The sequence below is a fragment of the Brevibacillus borstelensis genome (genome assembly GCF_036700025.1).
GTDB classification, from domain to species: Bacteria; Bacillota; Bacilli; order Brevibacillales; family Brevibacillaceae; genus Brevibacillus; species Brevibacillus borstelensis.
Window position 1 is genome coordinate 4,390,386 of the sequence record NZ_CP144922.1, and the last position, 15,714, is coordinate 4,406,099.

Genomic DNA, 15,714 nt, shown 5'->3' on the forward strand with positions numbered 1-15,714 from the left:
CACGCATTCACCTCACGATCCATATTTTATAATTATTATTAACTAGTAACAGTTATCATTTTACCCAATACAATATAAAAGTCAATATCTTTTTGTAATTATTTTAAATAAAGGGCAAATTGCTCTTGCTTCTTTCCAAAAGATGCATTACTTTTTAAAGGAGGAAACTGTTCAAAAATCACCCAAAATGAAAATCCAGGTAACGAACGCTGCCACTAGATGGCAGCTTTCGCGCTTTACAGGGGATGAAACTGTTTCTCACTTCATATATGAAAGGAAGACAGACATGCCGATGAAAAACATGGATTATCACCATCTCGATCACGTCAAAGACCAGCAGACGTCCAAAAAGACACTGTGGATTACGCTGTTCATTACCCTGTTCTTCACCATCGTTGAAATCGTTGGCGGACTGCTTTCCAACTCGCTCGCGCTCCTGTCGGACTCCGCACATATGATCTCGGACGTCCTGGCGCTGGGACTGAGCATGACAGCCATCTACATGGCCTCGCGGAAACCGAACAGCCGCTATACCTTTGGATACCTTCGTTTTGAAATCATCGCATCCTTTCTCAACGGAGCGGCGCTCGCCGTCATCGCGGTAGGAATCTTCATCGAGGGGATCAAACGGATGATCACTCCGCAGGACGTGGATCTCAAGCTGATGCTGACGATCGCCTCCATCGGCTTGGTCGTCAACATCATCCTGACCGTCGTCTTGAGCCGCAGTTCGAAAGAAGAGGAAAATTTGAACATCCAGAGCGCCCTGTGGCACTTCATCGGGGATTTGCTCAGCTCGGTCGGGGTTATCCTGTCCGCCGTCATCATTTACTTTACCGGCTTCACCATTTTTGACCCGTTGATCAGTATGGTGATCGGCGCGATCATCTTTACCGGTGGAGCCAAGATCATCCGGGCATCGTACCTGATTATTATGGAATCCGTTCCGGAAAAATTTGACCTCGAAGAAATCCGCCAGGACATAGCGGCGGTGGAGGGTGTCGAGGACGTGCACGAAATGCATCTTTGGGCAATTTCGACTGACCATTATTCGATTACCGCCCACGTGTTTGTCCGCGAAGATATTCAGCCGTTCTGCGTTATCCTGGCAGTGAATGAGACTTTGAAGAACAAGTACGGCATCAATCACTCCACGATCCAGGTGGAGCATGCGCAATTCCACGATCACGGAGAGTACGGGAAGATGTTCCTGCAGCAGCGGGAGGGGCAGTTTTCTTCCTGATCCGATTGCTTTGCGTCCTGGCTGGCAGCCATTGTCAATAATAAAAGCCGCTTTTCCGGGATTCCGGGAAAGCGGCTTTTTGTGCGAGTCGGCACCTGTTCATATTTGCGTGTGGAAATGGCCCGCCAAGCTGCCGGCGATAGCGTGCTCGTGCTTCTTCGCTTCTTTGCTTTTTTGCTTTTTTAGCTTATTCGCTTCTTAAACGGCTTCGCCGCCGCTTTGATCCATATACATGACTTCCCACAGATGGCCGTCCATATCCTGAAAGCTCCAGCCGTACATAAAGCCGTGGTCAAAGCGGTCATTTGAAGCTTTTCCGCCTGCTTCCAGCGCTTTGTTCACAATCTCATCGACCTGCTCCCTGCTCTGGGCCGATAACGCCATAATCACTTCCGTCGTTTTTGTTGCATCGGACAGCTCTTTTTTGGTAAATGTCTGGAAGAAGCTCTCGACCAGCAGCATGACAAAGGTGTTGTCATTGATAATCATGCAGGTAGCATTCTCATCTGTGTACTGGGGATTGAATTCGAATCCGATTTTCGAAAAAAAGTCGATGGATTTGTTCAGATCCTTTACTGGAAGATTCACAAACGTCATTTTCGCTTGAAGTCCCACGACAATCACCTCTACGTTATTTTTTGCGGTTGGTTTGGCAAGATAGGCCTATTCTAGCATGTGCCTTTTGGCTTCATTTCTTATGAATTGCTATGTTTGCAATCTGCAGACAAATTCGTTTCCTTTATTCGAGACTTTCTGCCAATTAGACGAATATACTGTTTACATAATTATTTTGCGATTGCGAAAACTGCCGAACGCATTGACGTATTCAACCATTCAAGCTAAAGTACCCCTATCGCTTGAACGCGAAAAAGCGAAAAAGCACAAAAGCATAGCCGCACAAAAGCGGCGGTGCAGACGAGTAGGAGTCGTTATTGCCATGAACAAATCGATCACCTTTGGGCAGAGCCTCTCTGTTTTGCTTGTTGTCTTTGCCATATTGTTTCCCGCCCTGTTTTTCGGAAAAGCAGAGCCTCATATGCCATTATTGACCGCTCTCGTAGCATCCGCGGTTTTTATCCGCCTTTTCGGAGTGACGTGGGAGGAGATGGAGGAGGGCATTATCAAAGGCGTTCAGTCAGCTGTCGCCCCCCTGCTCATCCTGTCTCTCATCGGCATCCTGATCGGTGTTTGGATGATGAGCGGGACGGTGCCGACCATTTTGTATTACGGGATTTCTTTGATTTCGCCGGAGTATTTTACGATCAGCGCTCTGTTTTTGACCATTCTCGTCTCAACAGCCACAGGAAGCTCCTTTACGACTGTCAGTACGGTCGGGGTAGCGTTGATGGGGGTAGCCACTGCACTGGGGATGGACCCGCTTGTTACGGCTGGTGCCGTCATTTCAGGGGCCTGTTTCGGGGACAAAATGTCTCCGTTGTCCGACACGACGAATTTTTCTGCGGCTGTAGCCGGTGTTCCCCTGATGTCGCACGTCCGTTTCATGACCCGAACGACGGTACCTGCGATTGTCTTGACGGCTGTCTTTTTTGCCTTTCAGGGCCAGCCTGACGCCGTCAATCTGTCCAACATCGCGCTTATCCAGGCGGAGCTGGAGAAGCACTTCTCGCTGTCGGTCTTTACACTGCTGCCCGCTGTGGTCGTGATCGGGTGCTCCCTCTGGCGCAAACCGATCCTGCCCACGCTGATCGCGGGTATCGCCAGCGGAATTGTTACCGCAGCCATATTCCAGGGAGAACACTCGCCGCTTGCGTGGCTTTCCGTGATGCAGAACGGATTCCACGGCGAGTTTTCAAATGAAATCGTCGGCTCGATCGTGAACCGCGGCGGGCTGTTGTCGATGACGTGGTCGCTGTCGTTGATTCTGATCGCCCTTTCGCTAGGCGGTCTGTTGCAGCGAAGCGGAGTCTTTCATGCCCTCTTTGGTTCCTTGCTCAAGCGAATCAGGCACGAGGGCGGCATCATTACCATGGCAGGCTCGTCCTCCATACTCGTGAACGGGTTGACTGGCGAGCAATACCTTTCCATCCTGCTGCCGGGGCAGATGTTTCGTGATTCCTTCGAATCCAGAGGCATTTCTCGCGTAAGGCTCTCCCGCACGCTGGAGGATTGCGGTACGCTGATCAATCCCCTGATCCCATGGGGCGTAAGCGGTGCATTTTTCACTTCCACCCTGCATGTGGCAACACTGGATTATTTGCCGTACGCCCTGTTCCTCTGGCTGTCGCCGCTCTTTACCTTTTTGTTTGCCTGGATCAGGAGATAAGTTATCCCGCTCCGTAAACGGTCGCACAGTTTTTCCCTCTTTTCTTGGAGCGGTACAGCGCCTCATCCGCGGCCCGTTTCAATCCGTCCGCGCTGTCGGCATGATCGGGATAAAGCGCGATCCCGGCACTCACTGTTGCCGGGATGAGCCGCCCTTGATAAACCAGCGGGTGTTTGTACAGGTATTCACGGATGGCGAGCACCTTGTCCATCATTTCGCGCAGGGTTGCATCGGGAGAGAGAAGCATGAATTCGTCGCCGGCGTATCGGTAGACGCTCTCCCCTGCTCCCGCGTTCACTTTCAGCGCCTCGGCGATACAGCGGATCAACTCGTCTCCTACGTGATGACCGTATTGGTCGTTCACTGCTTTCAAATGGTCCGAATCCAGCATGATCAGTGCTACGGATGACTGCCCCTCTTCCAGAAGCTTCTCCAGATCGCGGTGAAAAGCCCGATAATTCAGGATTCCGGTCAAATCATCCCGAAAGGACATCTGGTACATCCGATCGTACAGCCTCGCTGTCTCGACCGCGCTGGCTACTTGAGAGCCGATGATTTTCAGCAGTTCCTCGTGCTCTTTTTTGTAGGCAAACTCCCGATACGATTGCGCGGAAATGACGCCTTTCATCTGATTCCCCAGCATCAAGGGGACAAAAATGCACGTATTTGTGTCGCTTTCGGGATTGCCCCAACGAACGGCAGAGGCGCCCACTGTTTCATCCCGGGAGGTTCGGAGATGTACGGTTTCACGAGTCGCAATCACTTTGGAAATAATCCCTTCCCCGTAAGGAAGCGTGATCGGACCGTAATTGACTCCTGAATCGATACTGATCGGGATTTGAATTTCACTGTCGCCTTCTTCGTAAAGCGCGATAAAAAAGGCATCCGTCCTCATTACACGGGAAACCAGCTCAAAGGCCTTCGTGAGTATCTCTTCCTCATCGTAGGTTCTGGAAAACGTGTGGCTGAGGTCATGCAGTATTTTCAAATGCTCGGATAGCCAGGACAAATGTGCCACTTTTTCATTTAGTTTGACTATTTTGTCCAGAATCTGCTCGTGCTGCTCCAGTTCGGAAACACCCAATATCCCTCCCAGTTCCCGAGAGATTGCGAATATTTCTTCCCGGTCAACAGACTCGATATGGTTTAGCCATTGGTTGTACCGATCGAGCAATCGCTTTACGGACTCTTCCCTTGACCACGTATTCTCTACCATGCACTACCCCCTCGTACACTCGGGCAATCCAATCAATTTTCATTGCAATCTAGGAATTCGGAATCAGGACTGCCTTTTTGTCTCCAGAAAGCGTTCGACCGCAGCCCTTATCGCCTGCAATACAGCCCCTTGTCCCGGCGCCAGAAAACGCTCCTGAACGACCTGGGTGATCTCCGTCATCCCGCCTGCAACCGACCTGCCGCGAAGCAGGCCGGCTAAAAAATCGCTGGTCTTATCCATCACAAAGGTAAAGCTGGCGTCACAAATGACTTCCTTCTCTACATCGATGATGAGCACGCAGCCAACTACTGAAGATACTTCATACAGAGTCGTTCCTTTTGGAATTTGAGCAAACCCAGCCGTAAGTACAGTTTTTGCTTGAGACCAGTCGGTCATCTGCCTTTGCCTCCCTTTTACTTCCGTGTCCAGGAGTGTTCCCGCCTGTTCGATGCATCTATTTGTCGTGTTCCTTCCCCCGTGGGACGAGAAAACGGCTACCCCGGTTGTTGGAAATAGCCTATCGCCTTTTCTTCTACTAAGTACAACCAATATTACCCTATTCCCTCTGTTCTTACCATCCCTAATGCAGTTTGCGTTGCGAAATCTTCTCCCAAGTCGCAACTTGCACATGCGCTGGCAGGTCAGCTTCGTTTACAGTGAACGAAAAAAAGAGGCACCGATATCGATGCCTCAAACGCATAGCCTGTATTTCACTCATAACTATCTCTCTACCTTTTTTCCATGGCCAACCGCAGCTTTCCGCCAGCCTGGTTCAATCGCTCCCGTGCTTCTTCTGCCGAAAGTCCGGTCTGCTTCATCACGATCGCTACCCGGGCGTCTCCGCCTGCGAGCGTGATATGCCGCTCCGCCTCCTCGTAGCTGGCCCCCGTCACCTCCATGACGATGTGCTTGGCCCGCTCCCTGAGCTTCTGGTTGGTCGCCTGGACATTTACCATCAGATTGCCGTAAACCTTGCCGAGGTGAACCATGCTGGCTGTCGTCAGCATATTCAGCACCATTTTTGTGGCCGTGCCTGCCTTTAACCGCGTTGAGCCGGTCACCACCTCGGGTCCGACCACGATGTTGATCGAGACGTCGACTCCCTGGCTGATGTCGGGGGTAGGATTGCAGGACAGCGAGATCGTCACAGCCTGTCTCGCTTTGGCTGCCTCCAGTGCTCCGATGACATAAGGTGTCCTTCCGCTGGCGGCTATGCCCACCACTACATCACCCGCGCGGACACCGCTGCGCATCACGTCTTCTTTTCCGAGTTCTGCCGAATCCTCCGCTCCCTCGATCGCCTCCACCAGCGCATCAACCCCTCCGGCGATGACGCCCCGGACAAGCTGCGGATCTGTGCCGAACGTCGGCGGGCATTCGGAAGCATCGAGGACTCCCAACCGTCCGCTCGTACCGGCGCCAAAATAGAAGAGTCGCCCTCCGTCCTCCAGCGCACGCGAAATCAAATCGACTGCCCTGGCCACCTGGGGCAAAACCTGCTCGACGGCATGCGCTACTTTTTTGTCCTCTTCGTTCATCAGTGTCACAATCTCCAGGCTGGTCATCTGGTCCAACGCTTCACTAGCTGCATTTCGCATTTCCGTAGTCAATTCATGCAAGTTTTCACCCATGGGCGTCCTCCTCTGCTCCTTCTGTTTGCTTCCCTGCAAGTCTTTTTTTCATCTGCTCATCGATTGGCAGCCCGGCCCGCAGCAAAGCTGCAGCCAGGCATCCCGATACGGGAGTTGCCTGCGGAATGATTACATCAAAGCGGGCCATTTCCAAAAGTCGTCTTCTCAGCATCGTATCTGACTCCAGCAGCCCGCCTGCCAGAACGACAGGCATGCTGCTGGAAGTCCGCGTCCGGCATGTCTCGACCAGCTCCAAAAGCGAGCGGGCAGCCTCGTTGATGCAACGAATCGCTGCTTCGTCGCCGCATGCAGCCGCCTTCTCAGCCAGGACGCTCGCTTCAGCCAGGTCCTTGCGGGGGTTTGGCGAGCCGTACAAGCGGGCGATCAATTGATCGGGCCGGTCGATTCCAAAGTGGCGATTCAAAAGCTCGCTCAAAAGCGTCGGAGCCCCGCGGCCGTCGAGTGCCCGCAATACAGCAATGACCGCCTGTCTGCCCAGATCATAGCCGCTGCCTTCATCCCCCAAAAGATACCCCCAACCGCCGACCCGATGGCGCTCTCCCGCAGGTGTCAGCGCGTAGGCGATCGAACCGGTACCGGCAATCAACACGATACCCGGCCCGCCCCACGTACCGGAATAGAGGGCACCTGCAGCGTCATTGTCGATGTGGAGACGTCCTCCCCACGACGGTCCGAATGCGCTCTCAATCCAGCCTTTTACCTCTGGCCGGTCAGCACCCGCTATGCCGAGGAAGATCCCCTCCACGTCATCCGCCGTACCGCCAGCCTGTACGATCAGTTCGTCTATGAGCTGACGCAAGGTGTTTTCGACCTGCGGCCAGGGCCGGGAAAGCGGGTTCGCACCTTCTCCGACGGCAAAACCGACAATCTCTCCCGTTTCATCACAGATCGCAGCCTTGGTTTTGCTGCCACCTCCATCCATTCCGATAAATAAACGTCGCGCCTTATTTAACTGCACCAGCCGTCAACCCTTCCATAAATTGCCTGGATGCCATCAAAAATACCGCGATCATCGGCAAGGCAGAGAGGGTCAAGCCTGCGAACAGCAGACTCCAGTCCGTCTCGTACTCGCCGAACAGCACCATCATCCCCACCGGAATCGTTTTCAGCGCTTCATCCTGAATAAAGATCAGCGGAAAAAAGAAGTCGTTCCAGGCATGAATAAAGTTAATGATTACGACCGTCCCCAAAGCGGGGCGGATGAGCGGCAGCAGGACTCGCCAAAATACCTGAAAGTGATTGCAGCCGTCGATCCTCGCCGCTTCCTCCAGCTCCACAGGCAGCGTCCGAAAAAAGCCTGTCAAGATAAACACGGAGATCGGGATGCCGCTGGCCGTATAGATCAAAATCAGCGACCAGAGCGAATTGAGCAGCCCCAGCTTTTTCATCAGCAAAAAGAGCGGGACGATCCCGAGCTTGATCGGAATCATCAGCCCGAGCAGAAAGAAGAAGTAGAGCAATCCCGTCCATCTGTACGAAAAACGCGCCAGATAAAAAGCTGCCATGGCGGACGTGACCGTGATCAGAAGCACGGATGTGACACTGACCACGACGCTGTTCATTAGAAAATCGGCAAAGGGCACGACCTCCCACAGCTTCCGGTACGTGTCCAGACTGAACGTCTTCGGCAATGCCAGCGGACTTGTGAAAATCTCCGCATTTGTTTTAACAGACGAGCTGACCATGAGGACGATGGGATAGAGGGCTACCAGTACGAAAAGGTAGGCAAAAAGATACTGCAGGGAACGTCTGCCGATGCCAGCTCTCATGCCGCTCTCCTCCTTTTGGGCGGCATATCTGCTACATGCCGCTTTGAATCACGCCGCTTTTTTGTAGTCGAAGGCCTGCTTCCTGGTTGTCTGGATCAGTGCTGGATTTCACGCTTACGCATCACCCTGAGCGAGAAAGCCGATACGGAGGCTACGATGAAAAACAGCACGACGGCAAGTGCAGAGCCGAGTCCGATGGAAACATCCCCTGCTCCTCCCGAACCGCTGAAGGCGAGCCGATAAAAGTAGACCGCGAGCGTATCGGTAGAGTGGAACGGCTCTCCCATCGAGCCTTGCATCGCATATACCAGCTCAAAAGCTTCAAACGCCTGAATAAACGTGAAAATGGTCATGATCGTGATCGACGGCATCATCAGCGGCAAAATGATGCGTCCCAGCATAGTGATCCCCTTGGCTCCATCCAGCCTCGCCGCCTCGATCAGCTCCTCCGGGATGGATTGCAGGCCCGCGAGGAAGATCAGAACGGCAAAGCCGATCCCGAACCAGCAATTGACCAATATAATCGCAAGCAGTGCTGTATCCGGGTCCCCCAGCCATGGCTTGGCCCACTCCTCCAGCCCCAGCTTTGCCAGGAACGTATTGAGCGCCCCGTAGTTCGGATTCAGGATCAATTTCCACAAAAACCCAACCACAATGACGGAAAGCAGCTGCGGCATGAAGTACGCAATCTTGAGAAAGCCCGCTCCGCGAATTTTGCGATAAATCAGAAAGGCGAGGATAAACGCAATTCCGTTCTGGACGACCATCTCGACGAGAAAATAGATGACGTTGTGTCCAAAGGCATTCCAGAACAGTTTGTTAAACGGCTCCACCTGAAACAGCGTCAGGAAATTTTGCAGGCCGACAAACGCTCCCCGGGCTATCCCTTTCCACTCGTACATGCTGTAGGTAAAGGCAGAAAGGATCGGATAGACAACGAACAGTGTATACAAAATGAAAGCAGGGAGAGGGAACAGATGCAGCAGCCAGCGCGCCTTCGATTTCCTTTTTGGCTGTACATGCTCCCGCTCGGGTACGCCCATGACGACCACCCCTTGTATGTCGGCGGCAAAGGGCTGAGTGACCAGCCCCTCTACCGGCCGAATCCATTCTCTTTGTTATTTTTTGAATGTGGGGAACCAGCTCGCCGCCGATTTCTGCACCTCTTGGCTCACCTGCTCCGGTGTCAATTTGTTCAAGTACATGCCTTGCAGCGCGTTTTCAAGCGTTTGCTTGGTCGTCGGATTGCCTTCTGCAAAGTGGACCACCATCAGGTAAGGGGTCGAGCTGCTGGCTGACAGCTCCGCCATTTTGTTGACGAGCGGATCGCTTGTCGTTACACCGGGGATGGCACTGATGCGTTTGAATTCGTTGGCAAACAGCTCACCGAACTTCTTGCTGGCCATAAACTCGAGAAACTTGAGCGCTTCCGCTTTATGCTTGGACTTTGCGTTGACCGCGTAAGAACCGTCTACCCACGTCGTCAAAACGGTTTTTCCGTCATCCGTCGGCATCGGGAAGAAATCGAGCGGCAGATCGGGATTCATTTTCTGCAATCCTTCCAGCTCAAAGCTTCCGTTAATGAACATAGCGGCTTTCTCCGTGAAGAACATCGTCCGGGTGTCATTCAAATCAAGTCCAACAAAATTTTCCGGGAAATAAGGAACCAGCTCTTGCATGCGCTGAATGGATTTGACGAATTCAGGGCTGGTAAAGTCAGCTTCTCCATTCAGGATTTTACCTACGAAAGCATTGCCATTGTACGTTCCGGGAGCGATGACGCCGTGGCTAAGCGAGAGCAGCCAGCCTTCCTTGGCTCCGAAGGCAAATGGCACCACACCTTTGTCTTTCAGCGTCTTGGCCGTATTGATCAGTTCGTCCCAGGACTTCGGTTCACTCAAACCGTTCTGTTCAAACAGTTTCTTGTTGTAATAAATTTGTGTCGAGTTGAGTGAGAGGGGAACGCCGTACACTTTTCCATCTTTGCCGGTAGAAGCTGCAAGTACGTCCTTCGAGAAATTCTCGATGCCTGGCAGTTGATCCAGCGGCTCCAGATGCCCTGCTTCGGCAAGAGAAATTCCGGGAGCGTACGGGCGAAGCTGCAAAATGTCAGGGCCGCTGTCGCTCTGCAGAGCAGTGTTGAGTATGGTGTTGTACTCCGTTGCCTTGAACGGCTTGAAGTCAATCTTGATGCCGGGATTCTCTGCTTCGAAAGCCTGAATGATTTTTTTGTAGCCCTCAGCGTCCTCCACGCGCCAGCTGTGCATGGATAACGTCACTTGCTCAGCCCCGCCGCCAGCGCTGCTGCCTGGATTGCCGGTCTGCCCCCCGCTCTGTCCATCTCCGGCAGGCGAACTATTCGTCCCTCCGCTGCATCCGGCGAGCACCAGCATAGCAGTCAGCATAGCGGAAACAAATGCGCGAGATCGGTACCTCCTCATCCTCTTTCATCCCCCTTTTTTCCACTGCTTTGGCTTTATTAGGTCAGGCTCTTTTTGAGTTGAGCCGTGACTGCGTCATGCAGAACAGGACGAAGCTTGCGCAGGCTGTGGTCCCGTCCCAAATGAACCGCATTGGTCAAAAAGACGACTGCCAGCTCCTGTTCCGGATCGATCCAGAGACTCGTTCCGGTAAATCCCGTATGCCCGTAGCTGGAGGGAGAAAAGCCGGAGCCGCAACTGTTGCCGCCCTCATGACCGTTTATCTCCCAGCCGTACCCGCGGTTTCCTCCCTTGCCTTCCGTGTGGTTGCGGATCGCTTGGCTTCGGATTTCCCCGGAGATTAGCGGCGGTGCGCCGGTCATCCACATCTGTGCATAGCGGCAAAGGTCATCCGCCGTCGCGAACAGGCCGGCGTGGCCTGCTACCCCGCCCATGACAAAGGCTTTTTCGTCATGAACCTCACCGGAAATGTACCGGTTTGTCAGACGGCAAAACTCTGTAGACGCAATATTCGGAAAAAACTTGGCATACGGACGGAAACAAGTCTGTCTCATCTGGAGCGGCGTCCATACCCTTTTCTCGAGAAACTGGTCAAAAGGCTCATGGGTGATCTTCTCGATCAACAGCCCCAGCCAGATCATGCCAATGTCGCTGTAGACGACGCGCTTTCCCGGGGCGTGTGCCAACGGAATTTCATAGAGCAAGTCCGGCAACGCGATAGAGCCGTCACGCCTGCGCTCCGCAAGGTCTGCGGGCAATCCGGACGTATGCGTCAACAACTGGGCGATCGTAATTTCCCGCTTTTCTTCCGGGCAATCAGGGAAGTATCGGGAAAGCGGATCGTTTTCGTGAAGCAATCCTTCCTGCAGCAAAAGCAGTACGGCAGGTAGCGTCGACGTCACCTTGGTAAGAGACGCCAAATCGAACAAGGTATCCGCTGAAACGGGCCGCCCCTGCGGGGTACAGCTTGTTTTGCCGACATCGGCGGCATAGATTACTCGTCCTTTTCGCATAATGCGCAAGGCAGCGCCCGGCACTAGTCCTTCCTCCACCCACGTCCGCAGCAATTGTCCAACCGCTTCCATCCTCTGCTCCCCTTTTCTCACGACCGCTTGGTACGGCTGACAGCCAACCGGGTCTTTTCCAGTAGTGGAATCACTTCTTCCTGCTGTCTGCTGACGAGGGTAATAAACAAAATATCAATCACATTCAGCTGCGCAATGCGGGACGCCATGGCCCCGCTGCGGATGCTTTTCTCCACGGAGCTGGTGAACAGCCGGATATCGGCCAGCTCCGCGACCGGCGAGGGACCGAATTTTGTCAGCGTAATAATCGTCGCGCCCTGCTGCCTGGCCTCCGTGAGCGATTGGATGATGTCCTCTGTTTGTCCCGAATAGGAAATGCCGAAGGCCACGTCCCTCTCGGACAGTGTGACTGCCGAGGTCAGCTGCGCGTGAAAATCGGAGTATGCTTCGCACCACAGATTGATGCGGGAAAACTTTTGCCGAATATCGGCGGCGATGACGGCAGATGCGCCGACTCCGTACACGTCAATCTTGCGGGCTTTCGCCAGCGCATCGACGGCCCTGGCAACCTCTTCTCCCGACAGAACGGAAAGCGTATCCTGAATCGACTGGATATTGTTCCAACTGACCGCCTGCATGATCGACTCTACCGAGCCTTCCATCATGATTTCCTTATAGCTGCCCGTCGCCGTCTGTTTATTCAGATCACCGGCGATGCGCAGCTTCAACTCCTGGTAGCCCTTCATGTTCAGAGAACGTGCCAGCCGGATAATCGTCGCCTCCGAAACACCGCTCAACTCCGCAAGCTTTTGTACCGAAAGCTTGACCACCTCTTCCGGATGGGCGAGAATAAAATCCGCCACTTTCCGTTCGGATGGCTTCAAGTCCTCCAAAATGGCCTGCAAACTGACAAGACCTCCATGTAGCATCCTCACACCGACCTTTTACCAAATCTTACCTACATTGTATGAAATTTTATTTCCATCGTCAATTAGTCGATAATAAATAATATTACAGCACCGAACAAAAAATGTCCCTCTTTATCAAACGCAGAGGGACATTTTTTCGCTATGCTAGTTTCTTTTTTGTTGGATCGAAATGATCCCCATGCCATCCGCAGTCATGAGCACCGCGCCGTTTTTCCCGGGCCAGACTTTGCTGAAAACAAACTCCGGATCGTTTCGCACCAGAATAAACCTCTCCTTGCCATCCTTGTCGAGTCCGTACAAGTTTCCGCCGTAATCGGCAAAGTAGAGATTTCCCTCTGCATCCGAAAATCGTTCCCAACTGACGAACCCTGTCTCTCCCTCAGGTGTGTGATAGCTCCACAACACCTTTCCCGTCCGGTCTATTTTTCCTATGGTGTTATTGCTGAGGGGAATGTAGTAACCGCCCGTTCCATCATTCGGGATGCCCAGCTTGGACAGGATGTCATGATCTACGGGTGCCTCAGCGATATCCTTGCCGTCGGCGGCGTTAAAGAAGTGAAGTCCTTTTTCCCCCAGTACGTAAACGATACCATCGGACGAATAGTACTGGTCTCCCCAGTCGAGCCCTTCTCTTTTCCACCTGATCTTGCCAGCTTCGTCCAACCCGATAAACGTTCGCCCGTCCAACCCGACGACCAGCGTGCGCTTGGACTCAACCCAGTCGATACTGTGCACGCTTGGGAACAGTGCTCCCTCCTGCAATGGGACTGTACTCAGAATTTCTTTGTTGCTCCAGCGTACGTTTCCTTCCTTGTCCACTGCCGTAACGCCTTGATCGGTGAGCAAAAAGAACGTGCCGTTACTGGCCACATCGAAATCCCGGTAGCTGCGGCTGAGCATATATGGAAACTCGATCGCCCGAAGCTCTTTTCCTGTTTTATCCACTACAATCACATAGCCGGGCGCTTCCCATTCGTACTCCAGCGTGTTGTCCCAGATGACGTACAGCAGTCCGTCACGCCCCATCTCCAGATAATGGGCCCAGTACATCCACAGATCGCTTTTGCCCAGCAGCTTTCCTTCTTGATCGAGACGATAGAGAAAACCGTCCGCCCCGGTCACATACATGATCCCTTGTTCGTCGGTAACCACGTTGGAGAGATATTCGTTTTCCAGCGAGTTTTGCCACTTTACTTCGTACTTGTCCCCACCCTTGAGAATTAGCGCCTTGCTTTCTCCATTTTGCGAGACGATAACGGAGGTCTTCACCTCGGGCAAAGAGACCGTTTCCGCAGTTTGCGGCTGCCCTGCTTGAGTCTGGCCGTGTGCAGCAGTCGGCAGAATCAAGGCGAGCGCAAGCGCGAGCAGTGCGACTTTTGTCTTTGCCCCTGTCCTTATGTTCATCAACGCAGCCCCCAATGCCAAAAATTTCCGTTCCTTACTCCATCTTACTTTCCTCCCGGTTTGCTTTATTCCTGCTTTGCTTCCTCTTACTTTTGCTTTTCCGCTCCTTTCCTCCTGGTTTGCTCCCGTTTTTTTCCTGGTTTGCTCCTGGTTTATTCCTGCTTTGTCCCTATTTGTCCCTGCTTTATCCCAGCCGGCTAATCCGGCGCAAAAACCCGATTTTTCCGATACTCTTGACCTTTCCGCCGCGTCAACCCTTACACTTGAGCTCGCAGAATGGACGAAGGAGGAAATGGAATGAAACGTATCTTGATTAAAGAAGGCACCATTTTGAGCATGAAGGAAGGCGAGCAGGCCTTTACCGGCGATCTGCTGATTGAAGGGGATAAAATCGCGATGGTGGCCCCGATGATCGACCAACCCGCGGATCAAGTGATCAGCGCCAAAGGCATGGCAGTCATGCCCGGTCTGGTCAATGCCCACAATCACGGGGCGATGTCGCTTCTGCGCGGCTTTTCCGACGATCTGAAGCTGATGGATTGGCTGGACAAAAAAATGCTTCCGGCCGAAGCGAGGATGACGGAGGAAGACGTCTATTGGGGGACGAAGCTGGCGATCGCGGAAATGATCCGCTCGGGCACCACCACGTTTGCCGACATGTACGTCTGCATGGATGCTGTAGCGAATGCGGTCGTGGAAAGCGGCATGCGGGCCTCGCTCACTCGCGGGCTGGTGTTCCTGCAGGATGACGGAGGCAGGAGAATGAGGGAAGGAATCGATCTGGTGGAAAAATGGTCTGGTGCCGGAGATGGCCGCATCACCACCATGTTCGGTCCGCATGCCCCCTATACCTGCCCTCCTGAACCTTTGCGCGAGGTAATTGCGCTTGCGCGTCAGCGGCGCATCCCGCTTCACATCCACCTCGCGGAAACCAAGGAGGAGACCGTGAAGATTCGGGAAAATTACGGCGAGACCCCTACCGAATACCTCTACCATCTCGGCATGTTCGAGCATACGCACGTCCTGTTGGCCCACGCCGTCCATCTCACCCGCAAGGATATCGGGTATTTGCGCGGCATGCGCGGCGGTGTCGCCCACAATCCGGTGAGCAACCTCAAGCTTGGCTGCGGCATCGCGCCAGTCATGGAGTTCAAGCGGCAAGGCATCACGGTCGGGATGGGCACAGACGGGGCGGGCAGCGCCACGACACTCGACATGTTCGCCGAGATCAAGGCAGCCACCTGGATGCAAAAGCTCGACTACGGCGATCCGACTCAGCTTTCGGCAGAGGAAGCGCTCCGCATGGCGACGATTGAGAGCGCCAAGCTGCTCGGCATCGACCATGAGGTTGGGACGCTGGAAGCGGGGAAAAAGGCCGACCTGATCCTGATCGACTTGAATCAGCCGCACCTGCAGCCCATTCACAATCTGTTTTCACTAGTTGCCTACAGCGTCAATGGCTCAGACGTCGACACCGTTATCGTAAACGGACAAATTCTGATGAGACAGCACCAACTGACGACCCTCTCCTGGGAGGAGATTCAGCGGGAAGCCGCCAGTCGGGCTGCCCGGTTGGTAGAAGGGCTGTAGGGGAAAACGAGAGAACGAAACAATGCCGTCCTGTCGCGGGACGGCTTTTTTCATTTATGATGGCGGTATTAATATATGGCCTCACCCTTTTCCTCTCTCCCGACGGTACCGGCTCGGGCCATGCTATTCTCGATATCCCGTTTTTTGGTTTTGCTTTTGCA

14 protein-coding genes are annotated in these 15,714 nt (G+C 53.4%); 3 read left to right on the forward strand and 11 right to left on the reverse strand.

The genetic code is table 11. From position 1 onward, the window contains the following. Window positions 1-292 precede the first annotated feature (292 nt). Window positions 293-1,243: a cation diffusion facilitator family transporter gene (locus V5G20_RS21065; RefSeq protein WP_003388023.1), complete on the forward strand. Its 951-nt coding sequence runs from the start codon at window positions 293-295 to the stop codon at window positions 1,241-1,243. A 198-nt stretch (window positions 1,244-1,441) separates the two neighbouring features. Here the strand turns inward: V5G20_RS21065 and V5G20_RS21070 are convergent, their stop codons facing one another. After that, window positions 1,442-1,858 carry a VOC family protein gene (locus V5G20_RS21070; protein WP_024983165.1) on the reverse strand — a complete coding sequence of 139 codons (417 nt, stop codon included), beginning with the start codon at window positions 1,856-1,858 and terminating at the stop codon, window positions 1,442-1,444. Window positions 1,859-2,180: 322 nt separating this feature from the next. Here V5G20_RS21070 and nhaC point away from each other — a divergent pair, with 322 nt between their 5' ends. Beyond that, complete coding sequence (nhaC, locus tag V5G20_RS21075) at window positions 2,181-3,527, forward strand: Na+/H+ antiporter NhaC (RefSeq protein WP_031932227.1); 1,347 nt, start codon at window positions 2,181-2,183, stop codon at window positions 3,525-3,527. A gap of 1 nt (window position 3,528) precedes the next feature. Here the strand turns inward: nhaC and V5G20_RS21080 are convergent, their stop codons facing one another. From V5G20_RS21080 to V5G20_RS21125, 10 genes are all read right to left on the reverse strand, one after another. Next, window positions 3,529-4,743: a sensor domain-containing diguanylate cyclase gene (locus tag V5G20_RS21080; protein WP_003388026.1), complete on the reverse strand. Its 1,215-nt coding sequence runs from the start codon at window positions 4,741-4,743 to the stop codon at window positions 3,529-3,531. 63 nt (window positions 4,744-4,806) lie between these two features. Continuing rightward, on the reverse strand, window positions 4,807-5,139 hold the full coding sequence (locus tag V5G20_RS21085; protein ID WP_003388027.1) for a DUF3870 domain-containing protein: 333 nt from the start codon (window positions 5,137-5,139) through the stop codon (window positions 4,807-4,809). Window positions 5,140-5,471: 332 nt separating this feature from the next. After that, on the reverse strand, window positions 5,472-6,374 hold the full coding sequence (gene murQ, locus V5G20_RS21090) for an N-acetylmuramic acid 6-phosphate etherase (protein WP_003388029.1): 903 nt from the start codon (window positions 6,372-6,374) through the stop codon (window positions 5,472-5,474). After that, on the reverse strand, window positions 6,367-7,353 hold the full coding sequence (locus V5G20_RS21095) for an N-acetylglucosamine kinase (protein WP_338462079.1): 987 nt from the start codon (window positions 7,351-7,353) through the stop codon (window positions 6,367-6,369). Before V5G20_RS21095 ends, murQ begins: the two co-directional genes overlap by 8 nt. Continuing rightward, a complete protein-coding gene (locus tag V5G20_RS21100; protein ID WP_003388031.1) occupies window positions 7,340-8,164 on the reverse strand; it encodes a carbohydrate ABC transporter permease in 825 nt (274 codons plus the stop codon). The genes V5G20_RS21095 and V5G20_RS21100 overlap by 14 nt, the downstream gene beginning before the upstream one ends. 95 nt (window positions 8,165-8,259) lie before the next feature. Beyond that, window positions 8,260-9,207: a sugar ABC transporter permease gene (locus V5G20_RS21105; RefSeq protein ID WP_338462081.1), complete on the reverse strand. Its 948-nt coding sequence runs from the start codon at window positions 9,205-9,207 to the stop codon at window positions 8,260-8,262. A gap of 75 nt (window positions 9,208-9,282) precedes the next feature. After that, on the reverse strand, window positions 9,283-10,605 hold the full coding sequence (locus V5G20_RS21110) for an ABC transporter substrate-binding protein (protein WP_122958637.1): 1,323 nt from the start codon (window positions 10,603-10,605) through the stop codon (window positions 9,283-9,285). A gap of 38 nt (window positions 10,606-10,643) precedes the next feature. Beyond that, complete coding sequence (locus tag V5G20_RS21115; protein WP_338462084.1) at window positions 10,644-11,690, reverse strand: serine hydrolase domain-containing protein; 1,047 nt, start codon at window positions 11,688-11,690, stop codon at window positions 10,644-10,646. Window positions 11,691-11,707: 17 nt separating this feature from the next. Further along, window positions 11,708-12,559, reverse strand: coding sequence for a MurR/RpiR family transcriptional regulator (locus V5G20_RS21120; protein WP_024983159.1), 852 nt, complete (start codon window positions 12,557-12,559; stop codon window positions 11,708-11,710). Window positions 12,560-12,703: 144 nt separating this feature from the next. Continuing rightward, on the reverse strand, window positions 12,704-13,963 hold the full coding sequence (locus V5G20_RS21125; RefSeq protein WP_024983158.1) for a PQQ-binding-like beta-propeller repeat protein: 1,260 nt from the start codon (window positions 13,961-13,963) through the stop codon (window positions 12,704-12,706). A 297-nt stretch (window positions 13,964-14,260) separates the two neighbouring features. On the opposite strand from V5G20_RS21125, the gene V5G20_RS21130 reads away from it, so the two are divergent. Beyond that, complete coding sequence (locus V5G20_RS21130; RefSeq protein WP_122958636.1) at window positions 14,261-15,553, forward strand: amidohydrolase; 1,293 nt, start codon at window positions 14,261-14,263, stop codon at window positions 15,551-15,553. The last annotated feature ends 161 nt before the right edge of the window (window positions 15,554-15,714 follow it).